Below are 16101 nucleotides of genomic sequence, written 5' to 3'. Positions count from 1 at the left end.
TTTGTTCGCCAAGAGCGGAACCGGCTCAAACTGTTTCGCGCGCGAAACAATGGGTCCACTCCGATCCTATTAACCTGTTGTTAACGTGTCGCGCTCATTTGCCGTCTCGCGACTGTCTTCAATCTGGTGTGAAGTCTCCCACTGGGTGCGCAAACCGGTCCCGGCTTTTTGTGCGACGTGCTCGGGCAGTTGGACGTGCAGCGGCATTTTCGACCGGGCCGCGACACACTGCGCGCTTGGCAAGGGTGACAGGGTCGGGCAAATCGGGTAGCGACTGGAAAACATTTGCAAGGGATGTCTCAAATGGCTGAACACAAGCACGGTTCGATGGACACAACGGAGCAGGAGAAGACGTTTGACGGATTCATCCTCTGGTCGGGACGGGTTGCTCTCGTGTCAATCGGGATCCTGATCTTCCTCGCGATCTTCAACGCGTAACCCTTGATCCAAGGCTGAAAATGTCCCTTTTCTTGCGTGTGTTTGCGGGCCTGGCCCTGCTGGGTCTGATCGGCTGCGGTGCAAGTGTCGACTCCGGCCCGGATTCTTCGCCCGAGGCGGTGGCGCGCGCGGCGTATCAGCACGATGGCCCACCGGCGATCACGCTTTACACGATGATCAACAACCGGTCGAAGGCGGGGGCGCATAGCAGCCTGATGATCAACGGCTCGCAGCGGGTCATCTTTGATCCCGCGGGTACTGTGCGCCTTTCCGCGGTGCCCGAGCGGGGAGACGTGCTTTACGGTGTCACACCGTCGGTCGCTGATTTCTATGCCCGCGCCCATGCCCGGGAGACCTATCACGTGGTCATCCAGCGGATCGAGGTGTCACCGGCAGTGGCAGAGCAGGCGCTGAGCCTTGCCATGTCCAACGGCCGCGTGGGATCGGCGCGATGCACGGTCAGCACATCGGGACTTTTGCGCCAATTGCCGGGGTTCGAATCGATCCGGTCGACCTGGTTTCCGAAAAACCTGATGAATCAGGTCGAAGACCTGCCCGGCGTGACCACGACCCGGTTGTCCGAGAATGACGACGATGACAAATCCGTTGCCATCGCCAAGTTCGAGATGGTTATCGACCCCGATTGATCCGGGTCAGAGCAGCGCGGTCAGCCCGATCAGGATGGCCGCGCCAACGCCCATCCCCGCAATCACGTTCTTGGTGAGATACCCGACCGACACGGTCGCTATTGCGGCGGCAAGACGGGCCGGGTCGGGATCGCCATCCGTGGCGTTGGGCCAGACCACGAGCGGCGCAACAAGGGCTGGCAGCACAGCCACCGCGGTGTACCGCAGGTGCCGCAAAAACCAGTCGGGCATCGCGCGATCCCCGACCAGACCCAGGAAAACGAAGCGCAGGCCAAAGCTGCCCAGTCCCAGTGCCACGATGACGACCCAGACTTCGGTAGACCCGCTCATGATGCGCTCCCCAGCCGAATTTCTGCCTGTGCGCCTGCGATCATGCCGCCCAGCCCGGCCACAAGGAGGCCCGTGTTGAAGGGCAGCCACGCAAAAGCCAGCGCGAGGATCACCGCGACCAGCGCCGCGATCCGGTGCGCCGGGGTGCGCATCATCGGGCCGACCATCGCCAGAAACGCAATGGGCAGCGCGAAATCCAGGCCAAGATTTTCGGGAATGGTTTCACCCACCAGCGCACCAACAACGGTGAAGACGTACCAGGGCGGGCAGATCGGGCTCATGACACCCATGAAATAGGCGAATTTCTCGATGGTTGTTTGGTTCGGGGTCTTTTCGTAATCGAGGACCGCTTGCGCATAGGTTTGATCGACAAGGAAATACGCCACGATCCCGCGTTTCCACAGCGGCAATCGCCCCAAGTGCGGCGTGATCGAGGCCGAATACATCGCCATGCGGAGGTTCACCGCCAGCGCCGAAGCAATCACCACAAGGGTCGGGGCGTTCTCGTTCAGAAGCTGAAGCGCGGTGAACTGTGCCGCCCCGGCGATGACGACCACCGAAAATCCCAGTGTTTCGTGCAGCGGTAGCCCGGCTTCGTTTGCAAGAACGCCGAATAGCATGGAAAACGGGATGATGACGAGGAGGAACGGGGCCCCGTCACGAAGACCGCGCCAGTAGCTTGACATTGCGGATCCTGCCGCCATCACTGTGCCTCGTCTGTTTTGAACAGAGCCGGCGTAGCCTTGGACGAAGAAAGATGCAATCAATGCCTGACGATGCGCTGCGCGACTATCTAATAGCCCCCGATCCGGGTGCGTCCCGGCTGACGCGCCGTGTCGTGGGGTCCGATCACATGGGGGCCGAGACCGAGATCAGCGTGGTCGAGGAGCGTCCCCTGACGATCTATCTCAACAGCCAGGAAATCGTCACCGCGATGACGATCGGTGATTACCCGGAATACCTTGCCGTGGGGTTCCTGCGCAATCAGGGGATGCTCCTGGCCGATGATGTTGTCTCGCAGGTCGATTACGACGACGATCTGGAGGTCGTCGTGGTGCGGACAGACCGCCAGACGAGCTATGAGGACAAGGTCCGCAAGAAAACCCGCACCAGCGGTTGTGCTGTTGGAACCGTCTTCGGCGACATGATGGAGGGCCTGGAGAATGTCGTGCTGCCGCAGGCCGAACTGCGCACCTCCTGGCTCTATGCGCTTGCACACAAGATCAACAGGACACCGTCGCTTTACCTCGAAGCGGGGGCGATCCACGGTACGGTGCTCTGTGAGCAGGATCGGCCCTTGGTCTACATGGAGGATGTCGGGCGTCACAACGCGGTCGACAAGATCGCGGGTTGGATGTTTCGCGAGGGCATCAGCCCGCAGGACAAGATCCTCTACACCACCGGCCGGCTGACCTCCGAGATGGTGATCAAGACGGCGCTGATGGGCATTCCGGTGCTCGCCTCGCGCTCAGGGTTCACCGCCTGGGGGGTCGAGATCGCGCGGCAGGTCGGGCTGACCTGTATCGGGCGGATGCGGGGCAAGCGGTTCGTCTGCCTGGCTGGTGAGGATCGTCTTGTGCGCGACATCGACCCGGATACGGTGCCCGACGAGAGCCGCAAGTCCCGCAGAAAGAGCGCCGAATGACCCGGTCTCTGGGGGTGATCCTTGCCGGTGGGCGTGCGAGCCGGATGGGCGGCGGCGACAAGGCGTTGCTCGAGATCGGCGGTCAGACGCTGTTACAGCAGGTCATCGACCGCTTGCAGCCGCAGGTGGGCGCGATGGCGCTCAACGCCAATGGTGATCCGGAACGCTTTGCCATGTTCGGGCTGCCAGTGGTGCCCGACAGCATTGCCGGCAGACCGGGGCCGTTGGCGGGAGTGCTGGCCGGGCTTGACTGGGCGGCGACGCAAGGCGCTGATAACATTGTTACCGTGGCAGCGGACACACCGTTTTTTCCCAGAACGCTGGTGGCGCATCTGGAGGAAACGGCCGAGGGCATGGCGCAACCGCTGGTTCTTGCGGCGACACCACGGGGCGCCGAACGCACCAAGTCGATGAGCAGGTCCGGCCTGATCCGGCACCCGACATTCGGTCTCTGGCCCGTCGCCCTGCGGACCGATCTGCGCGCGGCGCTGGAGGAGGGAATCAAGAAAGTCGTGGTCTGGACAGAAAAACACGGTGGCCGCGAGGCGGTGTTCCTCACTGACACGTGTGATCCGTTCTTCAACGTGAATACGCCGGAAGATCTCGAAGCGGCAAAGGCGATGGCATGAGGCTTTACGGGGTCACCGGCTGGAAGAACGCGGGCAAGACAGGGCTGATGGAGCGGCTGGTGGCCGACATCACGGCACGCGGGTTGAGCGTCTCGACGGTCAAACACGCGCATCACAGTTTTGATGTGGACCACCCCGGCAAGGACAGCCACCGCCACCGCGTCGCAGGCGCGTCCGAAGTGCTGCTGGCTTCGCGCAAGCGCTTTGCCCTGATGCACGAAGTGCGCGACGCAGAGGAACCGACGCTGGACGCGCTGCTGGCCAAACTGGCGCCGGTCGACCTGGTGCTGGTGGAAGGCTACAAGCGCGACCGGCATCCCAAGGTCGAGGCACATCGTGCCGAGACGGGACATGCCTTGATCGCGCCCTGTGATCCGACGATCCGCGCCGTGGCGAGCGATATCGCGCTCGATCTGGATCGTCCGGTGTTCGATCTGAACAACACGGCAGGGATTGCGGATTTCATCTTGGCCGAGGTGGGGCTTTGACCGGCTTCGACACGATTGCGATTGTCGATTGGTCGGCGGGCAAGCGGGCGCCGAAACGGCCCTCGCGAGACGCGATCTGGTTCGGTGTCGTGACCGGCGGCGTGGCGCAGGAGCCGGTTTATTGCCGCGCGCGAACCGAGGCAGAGGCCTGGCTGGAGGCGTTTATCGACAGCGAGGCACAGGCCGGTCGGCGTGTCCTGATCGGCTTCGATTTCCCGTTTGGATATCCAAGCGGTTTCGTCGGCCGGGTCACCGGATCAAACGATCCGCTGTTGTTCTGGGACTGGCTTGAGGCACGGATCACGGACAACAAAGAGGGGAAGAACAACCGCTTCGACGTGGCCGAGACACTCAACCGACTGTTCGATGGTCCGGGGCCATTCTGGGGAAAGCCGTCCGAGACCGGCTGGCCCGATCTGCCCTATCGCAAGGCCGGGATCCGCTTTGATCAAGTGGCCGAGCGGCGAAGGTGTGATCGGGCGGCCAAGGCATCGTCTTCCTGTTTTCAACTGTTCTTTAATCCAACCGTGGGAAGCCAATCGCTGATGGGCCTGCCCATGCTTGCCCGGTTGCGGCGACGTGAGGGGGTCGCCGTCTGGCCGTTTGAGGACACAGCGCAAGCGCAGACCGTTTTCGCAGAGGTCTGGCCGGGCCTGATCGAGGCTGCGGTGAAGGAGGTTGATGATGACGTAATAAGAGACCGGGTGCAGGTGACGCGGCTTGCCGGTGCGCTCGACCGGATCGGTGCCGCACGCCTTGATGCGTTGCTGTCAAATTTCGGACCCGAGGCGATGGAAGAGGCTTGGATCCTTGGTGCGGGTCACGAGGCAGAGCTTGTCGCCGCCGCGCGCGGGGCGGATGAACTGAGGCCACCGCCTCTGCGCAACGATTGCTTCGCCCTTCCCGCCGGGGTCGACTGGACCCCGGTGGACGACGCGCTCGCCATGTTGCGCGACCGGCTGACCCCTGTTGTCGGCGTCGAACAGGTGCCGCTCATGCAGGCGGCTGGGCGGGTGTTGGCGCGGGATATGATGGCTAAGCGGTCGAACCCGCCGCACCCGAACACGGCGGTGGACGGCTATGGCTTTGCCGGGGCAGGCATTGGTGATGGACCGCAGGTTTTGCCGTTGGTCGAAGGGCGCGCCGCGGCCGGGACACCCTACGCGGCGCCGGTGCCGCCGGGCCACGCGATAAGGGTGCTGACGGGGGCCGATCTGCCGGTTGGCGTGGATACCGTGGTTCTCGACGAAGACGTGCGGACCGGCCCGGGGCAGGTGGCGTTTCACGGGCCGTTGAAGCGCGGCGCGAACACGCGAAAGGCCGGAGAGGACCTGATCAGGGGCGATATGGCGCTGGGCGCTGGGCGCGTTCTGACGCCTGCTGATCTCGCCCTCGCGGCGGCCGTAGGGATTGGCGACGTGCCCGTGCGCGCGAGATTGCGTGTGGCAGTCCTGTCCACTGGGGATGAAATCGTGGAGCCCGGGACGACTGCGGCCGAAGGTGAGATATTTGATGCCAATCGGCCGATGTTGCTGAGCCTTTGTGCGGGCTTCGGGTTCGAACCACGCGATCGGGGCCGTGTGCCTGACGATCGCGCGGCGGTGCGCGGCGCGTTGGATGCGGCCGCGCTGGACGCGGATGTGATCCTGACCTCTGGCGGCGCCTCGGCCGGCGACGAAGATCATGTCTCGGCGCTTTTGCGCGACAGCGGCGCGATGCAGGAATGGCGCATCGCGCTGAAACCGGGGCGGCCACTTGCGCTGGGCCTCTGGCAGGGCAAGCCGGTATTCGGGTTGCCTGGAAACCCGGTTGCGGCGCTGGTCTGCACGCTGATCTTTGCGCGCCCGGCGATGGGTCTTCTGGCGGGGGCCGGCTGGCAGGACCCGCAGGGGTTTCGCGTTCCGGCAGGTTTCGAAAAGCGCAAGAAACCGGGGCGGCGCGAATACCTGCGCGCGCGGATCAGGGACGGGCAGGTCGAGGCGTTCAAATCCGAAGGATCCGGCCGGATCAGCGGGCTGTCCTGGGCTGAGGGGCTTGTCGAATTGCCCGATGAAGCCCTGCATGTGCGCCCTGGGGACCCGGTCCGGTATATTCCATTCAAGTCGTTTTTCTGAACTTGTGTGGATGTGCTGGCGCATCCGGAGTTTCCGGCAACGCAAACGAATCGGCGGCTCTGCCCGCAAGACCCCGAGGGAATTTGACGCCCGAACACGGGGGAGCTGGGTTCAGTCGAAGGTTCCGGTCACGCGGCCCAGGAGCATGAAGGCCCGCGCCGTGCGGGTCCCGGCGAGATCCGAGATCTCGGAATCCGTGGCCGTTTCCTCGAACCTGGCAAAACCCTTGTCGAACAGGCGGAGAAAATGGTGCGCAGCATCGCGAAAGATCGGGTCCTGTTTCATCCGGCCTGCCGCCAGGGCCAGCGACGAGCGGTCGCGCACGCCGCCCAGCGCGGCGATGGTGCGCCCGCGTTCCCCTTTGGCAAAGCGGCGCCAGAGTTCCGGGCGGGCCATGTCGGGGCGCAGATCATCCATGTAGATGCCGTCCTGGCTGAGCAGGGTCAAAACGTCCTGTGCGGCCTGGACCAGCTGGGCGGACGGGCGATCCCTGAGCGCCCGGCGCAAAGCGTTGAAACCCTCCTGGTCCTCGGCGGTTTCGGGAAAATGCAGCGCGCGGACGAAATCCGCGTTGGACAACGGCGGCTGCAACGCGTCGGCCGGTGTGCCAAGCGCCAAGGTGGGTTGATCACCGGTTGCCGGATCGGGCGCGGCCGCCTGCACGGCGATCTGCGCGGCGCGGGTCGAGGTGAACATCGTCAGCGCCGTTTCCGTCTTTTTCTGCGCCTCGGAGATCTCGTCGAGCTTTTTCACGATGGATGGATGCGGCTGCTGATCCCGCCCGCCCGCCTGGTTCTGAGAGATATAGGCGTGGCGGATCGCGTCGATCGCGGTTTGCAGCCTCGCGCTTTCCTCGCGCATGATGCGGGCCGCCCGCGCGGCGAGTGCTGCGACCCAGATCATCCCGACGGGAAGAAAGATCACCATCATCGTCAGCAAAAAGCGCAGCCCGTCCGCGCCTTCATTGCCCGAAAACAGGAAAAACGCAGCGGAGATCACCAGCCACAACAGGCTGAGCGCCGCAGCTGTCAGTTCGATCCCGCTCAACCCGCTGGCAGTGTCGCCGGGGCGGGACCGGACCGGGGCGGCGCCGGCCTGTGCATCGTCTTTCTTGGTCATAGCGGGGTCCGCGCGATCAGATATAGTCTATTTTCAGAACTTCGTAGGATTTGTCGCCGCCGGGGGTGCGCACTTCGACACTGTCGCCTTCTTCCTTGCTGATCAGGGCGCGGGCGATCGGGGATTTGATGTTCAAAAGCCCTTTCTCGATATTCGCTTCGTGCTCACCGACGATCTGCCAGGTCTTTTCCTCATCCGTGTCCTCGTCCACCAGGGTGACCGTGGCGCCGAACTTGATCGGACCGGAAAGCTTGGTGGGGTCGATCACTTCGACAAGGCTCAGCACGCCTTCCAGTTCCTTGATGCGCCCCTCGATGAAGCCCTGCTTTTCGCGCGCCGAATGGTACTCGGCGTTTTCCTTGAGGTCCCCCAGCTCCCGCGCCTCGGCTATCGCCTGGATGATAGCGGGGCGTTCTTCGGACTTGAGCGTTTTCAATTCCGTTTCCAGCGCGGCGTGGCCCGCGCGGGTCATTGGTAGCTTTTCCATGGGGCAGTCCTCGTCGTTGTCGCTGCGCAGTTCTGGAGGTTCGCACGCCTGGGCGGTCAAACATTTTTGTCCCGTCCGGGCAAGAGTGGCCTTGAAAGCCCATGGAACGCAAGCAGCTTTGCGCCATTTGGGCGCTCAGGCGCGCATGAAGAAGATTGCTGTCATGATAATGCCGATCCCGGTGATCGCCCAACGGAGTTTCGTTGGATCGGTGATCCGCAATGCGGCGCGTGCGCCAAGATACCCGCCGCCGAATTGCGCCAGCGCGAGGACCAGCGCCGCGTCCCACGCGATCAGGCCAGCCACCGAATAGGCGATCACCGATACCACGGACAAAAGTGCCGAGATAATGTTCTTGAGCCCGATCATGCCATGCAGGTTGGTCATGCCCATCAGTCCGAACGCGGCCAGGAGCATGATCCCCAAACCGCCGTTGAAATACCCACCATAGATGGACACGCTCAGCATTACGCCGATCGCAACCACCCTGGGTGGTTTGGCTGCCAGGTTCAGGTGCGTCATCGCGTAGGGGCCAAGGCCGAACACCAGGGTTCCCAGCAGCAAGAGCCACGGCACCAGCGCGGAGAACACCGACTGGCTGGTGATCAGCAGCGAGCCTGCGCCGGCCAGCCCGCCAATGGCCGCGATCATCAACAGGTTGAGGATCGGCAGGGGGTCTTGCGTTTCGATATCGTGACGATAGGCCCATGCGCTGCTCAGGTAGCCGGGCAGCGCGGTCAGCGTCGCGGTGGCGTTGGCCATGACCGGCGGCACGCCGACCCAGACAAGGGCAGGAAAGCTGATGAAGGTTCCGCCTCCCGCGATCGCGTTGAGCATCCCCGCCGCCAGTCCCGCGACGATCAAAACACCGATATCGAACATGTGTATTTCCTTGGAAAGATTTGCGGTGTGAGCCAGTGACGGATAAGAGATTGGTCTGCAAATTGGTCTGAACTGAAAGTCACCGGGTGAAACAATCAGATGCCCTGGCAGCCCTGCGCGCCTGTCTTGACGGCTGCGAGGCGGGCGCGCGCCTGCCAGCCGAAAGGGCGCTTGCGGGGCGGATCGGGTGCAGTCGCCAGACCCTGCGAAGCGCGCTTGCTGCGCTGGCAGAGGAGGGCCTTGTCTGGCGGCATGTCGGACAGGGGACGTTCCGGGGGCCAAAGCCCCGCGATGCCCCGGTGCGCGACAAGTTGTTGATCGAGGTGTCTTCACCTGCCGATCTTCTTGAGGCGCGGATCGTGATCGAGCCCTCGGTGGCGGCCGCGGCAGCGCAGATCGCGTCACGCGATGACACGAGCCGCCTGATGCGCCATGTCGAAGAGGGGCGCATCGCGCGCGATCCAGCGGCCTGCGAACAGGCCGACAGCGCCTTTCACCGCGCGGTTGCGGAGCTTGCCGCGAACCCGGTTCTTCAGGGTGTCCTGGCGTATTTGTCGGACGTCCGCCGCCGCCGTGCATGGCAGCACGAATGGGGCCGGACCTATCGGCGTGTCGGGGTGGCCGAGTTCACGGGGCTGCACAGCGACCAGCACGCGCGTATCGCCGCAGCCATCGCGGAGGGGGCGCCGGATACCGCGGAGGCGGAAATGCGCGCCCATTTGAGGACTGTTCGCACAGCGATGCTGCGCACAGACTGATCTGCGCCCCGCAGCCGCGCTTTAACGCGGTGTCGCAATTGACCCTTGGGGGGCGTCACGTTACCTCATCTGGAAAGTTTTTTGAGGACTTTCAGGAAAGAGACCGACATGAGCGAACATGCGCGTGAAGCGATGGAATATGATGTGGTCATCGTGGGAGCCGGACCGGCAGGGCTGTCTGCCGCGATCCGTCTGAAGCAGCTGGATGCCGACCTCGACGTTGTGGTGCTGGAAAAAGGCTCCGAGGTCGGGGCGCATATCCTGTCGGGTGCGGTGCTCGATCCCTGTGGTCTTGATGCGCTGATCCCCGACTGGAAGGACAAGGGCGCGCCGCTCAACGTGCCGGTGACCGAGGACAGCTTCTACATGCTCGGCGAGGCCGGCAAGGTGCGCATTCCGAATTTTCCGATGCCCCCGTTGATGAACAACCACGGCAATTACATCGTTTCGATGGGCAATGTCTGCCGTTGGATGGCCGAACACGCCGAAGAGCTGGGGGTCGAGGTTTTCCCCGGCATGTCCTGCTCCGAGGTCGTTTACGGCGAGAATGGCGGCGTCAAAGGCGTCGTGGCCGGGGAGTTCGGGCGGCAAGCCGATGGCACGCCGGGGCCGGGCTATGAGCCGGGGATGGAACTGCACGGCAAATACGTGTTCCTCGGCGAAGGCGTGCGCGGCAGCCTGTCCAAAGAGGTGATCGAGAAATTCGATCTGTCCAAGGGCAAGGAACCGCAGAAATTCGGTCTCGGGATGAAGGAGATCTGGGAGATTGATCCGGACAAGCACAAGGCGGGCCGGGTCATGCACACGATGGGCTGGCCGCTTGGCGCGAACGCGGGGGGTGGGTCCTTCATCTACCACCTGGACAACAACCAGGTTTATGTCGGCTTCGTGGTGCATCTGAACTACGAGAACCCGCACGTGTATCCCTACATGGAATTCCAGCGCTTCAAGCATCACCCGATGGTCAAGGACCTGCTGGAAGGCGGCAAGCGCGTGGCATATGGCGCGCGGGCGATCGCGGAAGGTGGCTTCCAGTCGATGCCCAAGATGGTGGCGCCCGGTGTGGCGCTCCTGGGCTGTTCGGTCGGCATGGTCAACGTGCCGCGCATCAAGGGCAACCACAACGCGATGCTGTCCGGCAAGGCCGCGGCCGAGGCTGCGTATGCCGCGATCCAAGAGGGTCGCGCAGCGGACGAACTGAGCGACTATGAAACCGAAGTGCGCGAGGGCGCCATCGGTCAGGACCTTCAAAAGGTGCGCAATGTCAAACCGCTGTGGTCGAAATACGGGCTGACCGCGTCGCTGACGCTGGGCGGATTCGACATGTGGACCAACACCCTGGGCTTTTCCCTCTTCGGCACACTGGGCCATGGCAAATCCGATGCCGAGGCAACGGGCGAGGCGTCGAAATTCGAACCGATCGACTATCCCAGGCCGGACGGCAAGCTGTCCTTCGACCGTCTGACCAATGTGTCTTTCGCGGCCACCAACCACGAGGAAAGCCAGCCTTCGCATCTCAAGCTCAAGGACGCGTCGATCCCGGTGGCGGTAAACCTGCCGAAATACGCCGGGCCGTCGGCCCGCTATTGTCCGGCCGGGGTTTACGAATTCGTGACCGACGACAAGGGCGACGAGAAATTCGTCATCAATTTCCAGAACTGCGTTCACTGCAAGACCTGCGATATAAAGGACCCGAGCCAAAATATCGTCTGGACGGTGCCGCAGGGCGGGGATGGGCCGAATTACCCGAACATGTAAAATACAAAGGCTGGGCGCACGCGCGGCCTTCGGCTTGTATTGCACGGCTTCCGGGCGCGCGGTAGGCTTTCTGCAAACCCGCCTTTCAAGGAGAATTACATGGCTCGCGCACGCATGAAGCGTCTTTTGGGACCAGCCGCCATCGTCTTTTGCATGGCCGCTCCGGCAGGCGCTTTCGCCAACAGCCTGTCCGGTGATTACCTCGCGGGGCGGCAAGCCAGCTTTGATGGTGATATCGCGGCGGCGGCAAAGCACTACGGTCAGGCCGTGATACACGATCCGGAAAACCCGACGATCCTGGAACGCGCGGTGCTGGCGGAAATTTCGCTTGGTGATATCGATCGCGCCGCGACGCTGGCCGATACACTGGTCAATGATGGCCACCGCAGCCAAGTTGCGCATATGGCGCTGGTCGCGCGGCACGCCAAGGCCGAGGACTACGAAGCCCTGATAGCGCGGATCAAGCAGGATCGCGGTGTTGGCCCTCTGGTCGACGGGCTGCTCACGGCATGGGCGCAACTTGGTCTTGGCGATATGTCCTCGGCCCTCGTGCAGTTTGATGAGCTGTCCAACGAGGAGGGCCTGAGGAACTTCTCGCTTTACCACAAGGCGCTGGCGCTGGCGTCGGTCGGCGATTTCGAAAGCGCCGCGGCAATCCTGGAAAACGCGGGCACCGGTGGAATGCAGATCACCCGGCGCGGTGTCATGGCGCATGTCGAGGTTCTCAGCCAGCTGGACCGCACTGCTGACGCGCTTGAGTTGATGGAAACTGCCTTCGGGGCGGATCTGGATCCTGGCCTTGGCGCGATGAAGGCCGCGCTGGAGGCGGGCGAAACGCTGCCCTTCAGCCGTATCAGTGGCGCGCGCGACGGTCTGGCAGAGGTCTTCTACACGCTCGCTGCGGCTCTTGCGGACGAAGCCAATGGCGAATTCACGCTGCTCTATACCCGGATCACGGAATACCTGCGCCCGGATCATGTCGATGCGATCCTGATGTCGGCCGGCCTTCTTGACGACATGCAGCAGCCCGATCTGGCCGTAGAAGCCTATGTCAAGGTGCCGGTTGATCACCCGGCCTATCACGCTGCCGAACTTGGCCGCGCCGCCGCGCTGCGAGACAGTGACAAGATCGACGCAGCCGTCGAAGTGCTTCAACGCCTTGCCAGGACACATGGTGACCAACCCATCGTCCATTCCACGCTGGGTGACACGTTGCGGCAGCTTGAGCGCTATGACGGCGCGGTTTCGGCCTATACGAGGGCGATCGACCTGTTCGAGGAAAAAAGCAAGAACCAATGGTTCCTGTATTATGCCAGGGCAATCAGCTATGAACGGCTCGAGCGCTGGGACGAAGCCGAGTCAGATTTTCGAACCGCGCTCGACTTGAACCCGGAACAGCCCCAGGCCCTGAATTATCTTGGCTATTCCCTTGTCGAACGACAGGAAAAGCTGGATGAGGCGCTCGACATGATCGAACGCGCCGCCGCCGCCCGCCCGGACAGTGGCTATATCATCGATAGCCTTGGATGGGTGCTGTATCGGTTGGGCCGCTACGAAGAAGCCGTCGGCCACATGGAGCGCGCTGCGGAACTGTTGCCCGTCGATCCCATCGTGAACGACCATCTCGGCGACGTATACTGGGCTGTCGGACGCAAGACCGAGGCGCGGTTCCAATGGCGCCGGGCGCTGTCCTTTGTCATCTACGGCTCCTCCGCCGAGGACGTCGACGCTGACCGCATCCGCGCCAAGCTGGAAGTGGGGCTGGATCAGGTGCTGGCCGAAGAAGGTGCGCCGCCGCTTCAGGTTGCGAATGACGAGGGTTGACGTATTTGCACCTGCCAAGATCAACCTGACCCTTCATGTGACCGGCCAACGCGCTGATGGCTATCATTTGCTGGATTCGCTGGTCACATTTGCCTCGGTCGGGGATCGGCTGGAGATCGTTTCCGGCAATGCCCTGTCGCTGACGGTCGAAGGTCCCGAAGCGGCGGGCGTTCCGGCGGACATGGACAACCTCGCCTTGCGTGCAGCGGCAATGGTTCAGCAGGACGGTGCGGCGCTGCGGTTGGAAAAGAACCTGCCGCCTGCCTCCGGGGTCGGTGGCGGATCGGCAGATGCGGCGGCGGCCTGGCGTGGAATGGTCTGTCTTGACGATACCCGCACCGATGCCTTGGCGTCTGCGTCCCAGGACCTGCTTGGGCAGCACTTGAAAGACCTGACGAGCCTCGGGGCCGATGTGCCGATGTGCCTTGCCTGCAAGCCCATGCGCGCCAGAGGTATCGGCGATCAGCTTGATGTCGTGACGCTTCCGACGCTTTACGCGGTGCTGGTCAATCCAAGGCGTCCCCTGTCGACGCCGTCCGTGTTCAAGGCACTGGGGTCAAAGACCAATCCGCCGATGCCGGACAGCATTCCCGAATTTGCAGACGCGGCTGCGCTGATCGACTGGCTTGGGGATATGCGCAACGATCTTGAGCCGCCCGCCCTGACGGTGCAGCCAGCCATTGCCGATGTGCTGGATGTGCTGGGAGCCCAGGATGGCTGTGGGCTGGCGCGCATGTCGGGCTCGGGCGCCACATGTTTCGGCTTGTTCGAAACCGAAACAGCGGCAAAAGAGGCTGCACGCAGGCTGTACGACACATATCCCGATTGGTGGGTTGCAGGCTGCGTTCTGGCCGACCAGTTCACCGCAGCCCTGCCACGGGTCAGTTGACCCGTGCCACCACGTAATCGGCCAGATCGTCCAGCATGTCCCTGATTGGATGGTCGGGCAGCATCGCCAACGACTTGCGGGCCTTGGCGATCCAGGCATTTGCTTCGGCGCGCGTGGCGTCCAAAGTGCCATGCGCGTTCAAGAGCGCGATTGCATGGTCGAGATCGCCATCCTCTTGCTTGCCCTTGGCGATCGTGCGTTGCCAGAAGGCACGCTCTGTCTCGTCGGCCAGCGCCACGGCCTTGATCACAGGAAGGGTCAATTTGCGTTCGCGGAAATCGTCTCCCACGTTCTTGCCGGTTGCATCGGACCCCCAGTAATCGAGCAGGTCATCGACGATCTGGAACGCGATCCCCAGCGCGTCGCCGTAATCGAACAGCGCCTGCACACGCGAGTCGTCCATGCCGGCGATCACGCCGCCCACCTCGGTCGCGGCAGAGAACAGCGCCGCTGTCTTGCCCCGCACGACTTGCAGGTAGATGTCTTCCGTCGTCCGCAGATCCTGCGCCGCCGACAATTGCAACACTTCGCCTTCGGCAATGGTGGCTGCCGCGTTTGACAGGATGTCGAGCACTCGAAGATTGCCTGTCTCCACCATAAGTTGGAACGACCGTGCAAACAGGTAATCGCCAACCAGAACGCTCGACTTGTTGTCCCAGAGAAGGTTCGCAGTGGGTCGTCCACGCCGTTTCGCGCTTTCATCCACCACGTCGTCATGCAGCAATGTCGCGGTGTGGATGAACTCCACGGTCGCGGCCAGCTTGAGGTGATTCGCCCCCGCATAGCCGCACATGCGCGCCGCCGCGAGAGTCAGCATCGGCCGCAACCGCTTGCCGCCCGCTTCGACCAGATGCGCTGTGACTTCCGGGATGCGCGGCGCGTGCTCCGACGCCATCCGCGCACGGATCAGCGTGTTCACCTCCGCCAGGTCGCCCGCCAGTTCATCCGCCAGCCGATCATGCGGTTTGCGTAATGATTTATCCAACATGATCACCATTCCTTCGGCAAGGCTCGACAAACCTGGCCCAGTGTTCCTACATCATGCACATGGAAGAGCTATTACGCACCAATGATATCACTCTTATACCGCTCGCCCGCGCCGTTCTTGAGGACGAGGGTATAGCCAGCTTTGAATTGGACGTAAATATGAGCATCCTCGAAGGCTCCATCGGCATCTTGCCGCGCCGGCTCATGGTGCGGTCGGATGAGCTTGATCAGGCACGGCGCGTGCTGCGCGAATACGGGGTCACATTTGAGGAATGATCCATTCGCGCCAGACGACCTGACCCGTGACGATTTCCTCGGCGGTGCGGTGCGTCTCTGGCAGCCACGGACGGGGTACCGTGCGGGGGCCGACCCGGTGCTGATGGCGGCCACGGTTCCGGCAAAGGCGGGTGATACCTTGCTCGAGCTGGGCTGCGGTGGCGGTGTTGCCCTGGCCTGCCTCGGCGTACGGGTGCCGGGCGTCATCTGTACGGGTGTCGAAATTCAGCCAGCCTATGCAAAGCTCGCGCAGCGCAACCTTGATGACAACGGCCTTGCCGGGACGATACATTGTTCTGACCTCCTGGAGTTGCCGGCGGCAGTCAAGGACCAACGCTTCGACCATGTCATCGCCAATCCTCCTTACTTCGAGGATTTTCGCGCCAAGGCGCCTGTTGCAGAGGATCGCGCGCTGTCCCGGTCTGGTGCCCTGCCTCTGGTGAAATGGGTGCGCGTGGCGTCCAAACGGCTCAAGCCTGGCGGCACGGCAACCTTCATCCAGCGGGCGGACAGGCTCCCCGAATTGATGAGTGCGTTTCACGCGACACTCGGGGCGCTTGAGCTTTGGCCCATTCACTCGCGCAGCGCGCGTCCCGCCCGCCTGGTCCTTTTGCGTGCGCGCAAGACTCGCCGTGCGGCGTTTTTGTCGCATCCTCCGCTCGTGTTGCACCGCGGCGACAGCCATGACCATGATGGCGAATCATATACCGCACTGGTTTCCCGTGTTTTGCGTTCGCCGCGCTCATTGCCGTTCCCGGACCAAACCCGCTGATACGGCCTTTTTCGACAGCGGGAATTTACCGAGACTGCGGATGCCGCGTGACAGAATT

At 62.9% G+C, this 16101-nt stretch carries 18 protein-coding genes; 12 read left to right on the top strand and 6 right to left on the bottom strand.

Going from position 1 to position 16101, the window contains the following annotated elements; translation table 11 throughout:
* Nucleotides 1-303 precede the first annotated feature (303 nt).
* Together LCF59_RS05615 and LCF59_RS05610 are read left to right on the top strand one after the other, a co-directional pair.
* Nucleotides 304-438, top strand: coding sequence for an aa3-type cytochrome c oxidase subunit IV (locus LCF59_RS05615; protein ID WP_292286444.1), 135 nt, complete (start codon nt 304-306; stop codon nt 436-438).
* Between the two features lie 20 nt (nt 439-458).
* Complete coding sequence (locus LCF59_RS05610; protein ID WP_292286442.1) at nt 459-1085, top strand: hypothetical protein; 627 nt, start codon at nt 459-461, stop codon at nt 1083-1085.
* Nucleotides 1086-1091: 6 nt separating this feature from the next.
* Here the strand turns inward: LCF59_RS05610 and LCF59_RS05605 are convergent, their stop codons facing one another.
* Nucleotides 1092-1415 (bottom strand): AzlD domain-containing protein, encoded by a 324-nt coding sequence (locus tag LCF59_RS05605; RefSeq protein ID WP_292286440.1) that lies wholly within the window; start codon nt 1413-1415, stop codon nt 1092-1094.
* On the bottom strand, nt 1412-2101 hold the full coding sequence (locus tag LCF59_RS05600; RefSeq protein ID WP_292286438.1) for an AzlC family ABC transporter permease: 690 nt from the start codon (nt 2099-2101) through the stop codon (nt 1412-1414). Before LCF59_RS05600 ends, LCF59_RS05605 begins: the two co-directional genes overlap by 4 nt.
* An 80-nt stretch (nt 2102-2181) precedes the next feature.
* Between LCF59_RS05600 and LCF59_RS05595 the strand changes: the two genes are divergently transcribed.
* The 4 genes from LCF59_RS05595 to glp are packed head-to-tail and all read left to right on the top strand — an operon-like array spanning nt 2182 to nt 6291.
* Entirely contained in the window at nt 2182-3060 is an 879-nt protein-coding gene (locus LCF59_RS05595) for a formate dehydrogenase accessory sulfurtransferase FdhD (RefSeq protein WP_292286436.1), read from the top strand.
* Nucleotides 3057-3689 carry a molybdenum cofactor guanylyltransferase MobA gene (gene mobA, locus LCF59_RS05590; protein ID WP_292286435.1) on the top strand — a complete coding sequence of 211 codons (633 nt, stop codon included), beginning with the start codon at nt 3057-3059 and terminating at the stop codon, nt 3687-3689. Before LCF59_RS05595 ends, mobA begins: the two co-directional genes overlap by 4 nt.
* Complete coding sequence (mobB, locus tag LCF59_RS05585) at nt 3686-4177, top strand: molybdopterin-guanine dinucleotide biosynthesis protein B (protein ID WP_292286434.1); 492 nt, start codon at nt 3686-3688, stop codon at nt 4175-4177. The genes mobA and mobB overlap by 4 nt, the downstream gene beginning before the upstream one ends.
* Complete coding sequence (gene glp / locus LCF59_RS05580; RefSeq protein ID WP_292286432.1) at nt 4174-6291, top strand: gephyrin-like molybdotransferase Glp; 2118 nt, start codon at nt 4174-4176, stop codon at nt 6289-6291. Before mobB ends, glp begins: the two co-directional genes overlap by 4 nt.
* A 111-nt stretch (nt 6292-6402) precedes the next feature.
* On the opposite strand, the gene LCF59_RS05575 is transcribed toward glp, so the two are convergent.
* The 3 genes from LCF59_RS05575 to LCF59_RS05565 all read right to left on the bottom strand — a co-directional run bounded on the left by LCF59_RS05575 (nt 6403) and on the right by LCF59_RS05565 (nt 8779).
* On the bottom strand, nt 6403-7410 hold the full coding sequence (locus LCF59_RS05575) for a hypothetical protein (RefSeq protein ID WP_292286430.1): 1008 nt from the start codon (nt 7408-7410) through the stop codon (nt 6403-6405).
* 16 nt (nt 7411-7426) lie between these two features.
* The gene (gene greA, locus LCF59_RS05570) at nt 7427-7897 is read right to left on the bottom strand and encodes a transcription elongation factor GreA (RefSeq protein WP_292286428.1); all 471 of its coding nucleotides are present in this window, start codon (nt 7895-7897) and stop codon (nt 7427-7429) included.
* 135 nt (nt 7898-8032) lie between these two features.
* Entirely contained in the window at nt 8033-8779 is a 747-nt protein-coding gene (locus tag LCF59_RS05565; protein ID WP_292286426.1) for a sulfite exporter TauE/SafE family protein, read from the bottom strand.
* An 86-nt stretch (nt 8780-8865) separates the two neighbouring features.
* Between LCF59_RS05565 and LCF59_RS05560 the strand changes: the two genes are divergently transcribed.
* The 4 genes from LCF59_RS05560 (at nt 8866) to LCF59_RS05545 (ending at nt 14008) form a co-directional block, all read left to right on the top strand.
* On the top strand, nt 8866-9537 hold the full coding sequence (locus LCF59_RS05560; protein WP_292286424.1) for a FadR/GntR family transcriptional regulator: 672 nt from the start codon (nt 8866-8868) through the stop codon (nt 9535-9537).
* A gap of 108 nt (nt 9538-9645) precedes the next feature.
* Complete coding sequence (locus tag LCF59_RS05555; protein WP_292286422.1) at nt 9646-11295, top strand: electron transfer flavoprotein-ubiquinone oxidoreductase; 1650 nt, start codon at nt 9646-9648, stop codon at nt 11293-11295.
* A 99-nt stretch (nt 11296-11394) separates the two neighbouring features.
* Nucleotides 11395-13119 carry a tetratricopeptide repeat protein gene (locus tag LCF59_RS05550; protein ID WP_292286420.1) on the top strand — a complete coding sequence of 575 codons (1725 nt, stop codon included), beginning with the start codon at nt 11395-11397 and terminating at the stop codon, nt 13117-13119.
* Nucleotides 13106-14008, top strand: coding sequence for a 4-(cytidine 5'-diphospho)-2-C-methyl-D-erythritol kinase (locus tag LCF59_RS05545; RefSeq protein ID WP_292286419.1), 903 nt, complete (start codon nt 13106-13108; stop codon nt 14006-14008). Before LCF59_RS05550 ends, LCF59_RS05545 begins: the two co-directional genes overlap by 14 nt.
* On the opposite strand, the gene LCF59_RS05540 is transcribed toward LCF59_RS05545, so the two are convergent.
* On the bottom strand, nt 14001-14996 hold the full coding sequence (locus tag LCF59_RS05540) for a polyprenyl synthetase family protein (RefSeq protein WP_292286417.1): 996 nt from the start codon (nt 14994-14996) through the stop codon (nt 14001-14003). The two genes, LCF59_RS05545 and LCF59_RS05540, sit on opposite strands and share 8 nt — an antisense overlap.
* 59 nt (nt 14997-15055) lie before the next feature.
* Here LCF59_RS05540 and LCF59_RS05535 point away from each other — a divergent pair, with 59 nt between their 5' ends.
* Together LCF59_RS05535 and LCF59_RS05530 are read left to right on the top strand one after the other, a co-directional pair.
* Nucleotides 15056-15271, top strand: coding sequence for a DUF2007 domain-containing protein (locus LCF59_RS05535; RefSeq protein WP_292286415.1), 216 nt, complete (start codon nt 15056-15058; stop codon nt 15269-15271).
* Nucleotides 15261-16043: a methyltransferase gene (locus LCF59_RS05530; RefSeq protein ID WP_292286413.1), complete on the top strand. Its 783-nt coding sequence runs from the start codon at nt 15261-15263 to the stop codon at nt 16041-16043. Before LCF59_RS05535 ends, LCF59_RS05530 begins: the two co-directional genes overlap by 11 nt.
* Nucleotides 16044-16101 lie beyond the last annotated feature (58 nt).

The sequence above is a fragment of the Marivita sp. genome, from assembly GCF_020055675.1.
Lineage (GTDB): Bacteria > Pseudomonadota > Alphaproteobacteria > Rhodobacterales > Rhodobacteraceae > Marivita.
This window is presented reverse-complemented; position numbering and strand designations above follow the sequence as displayed.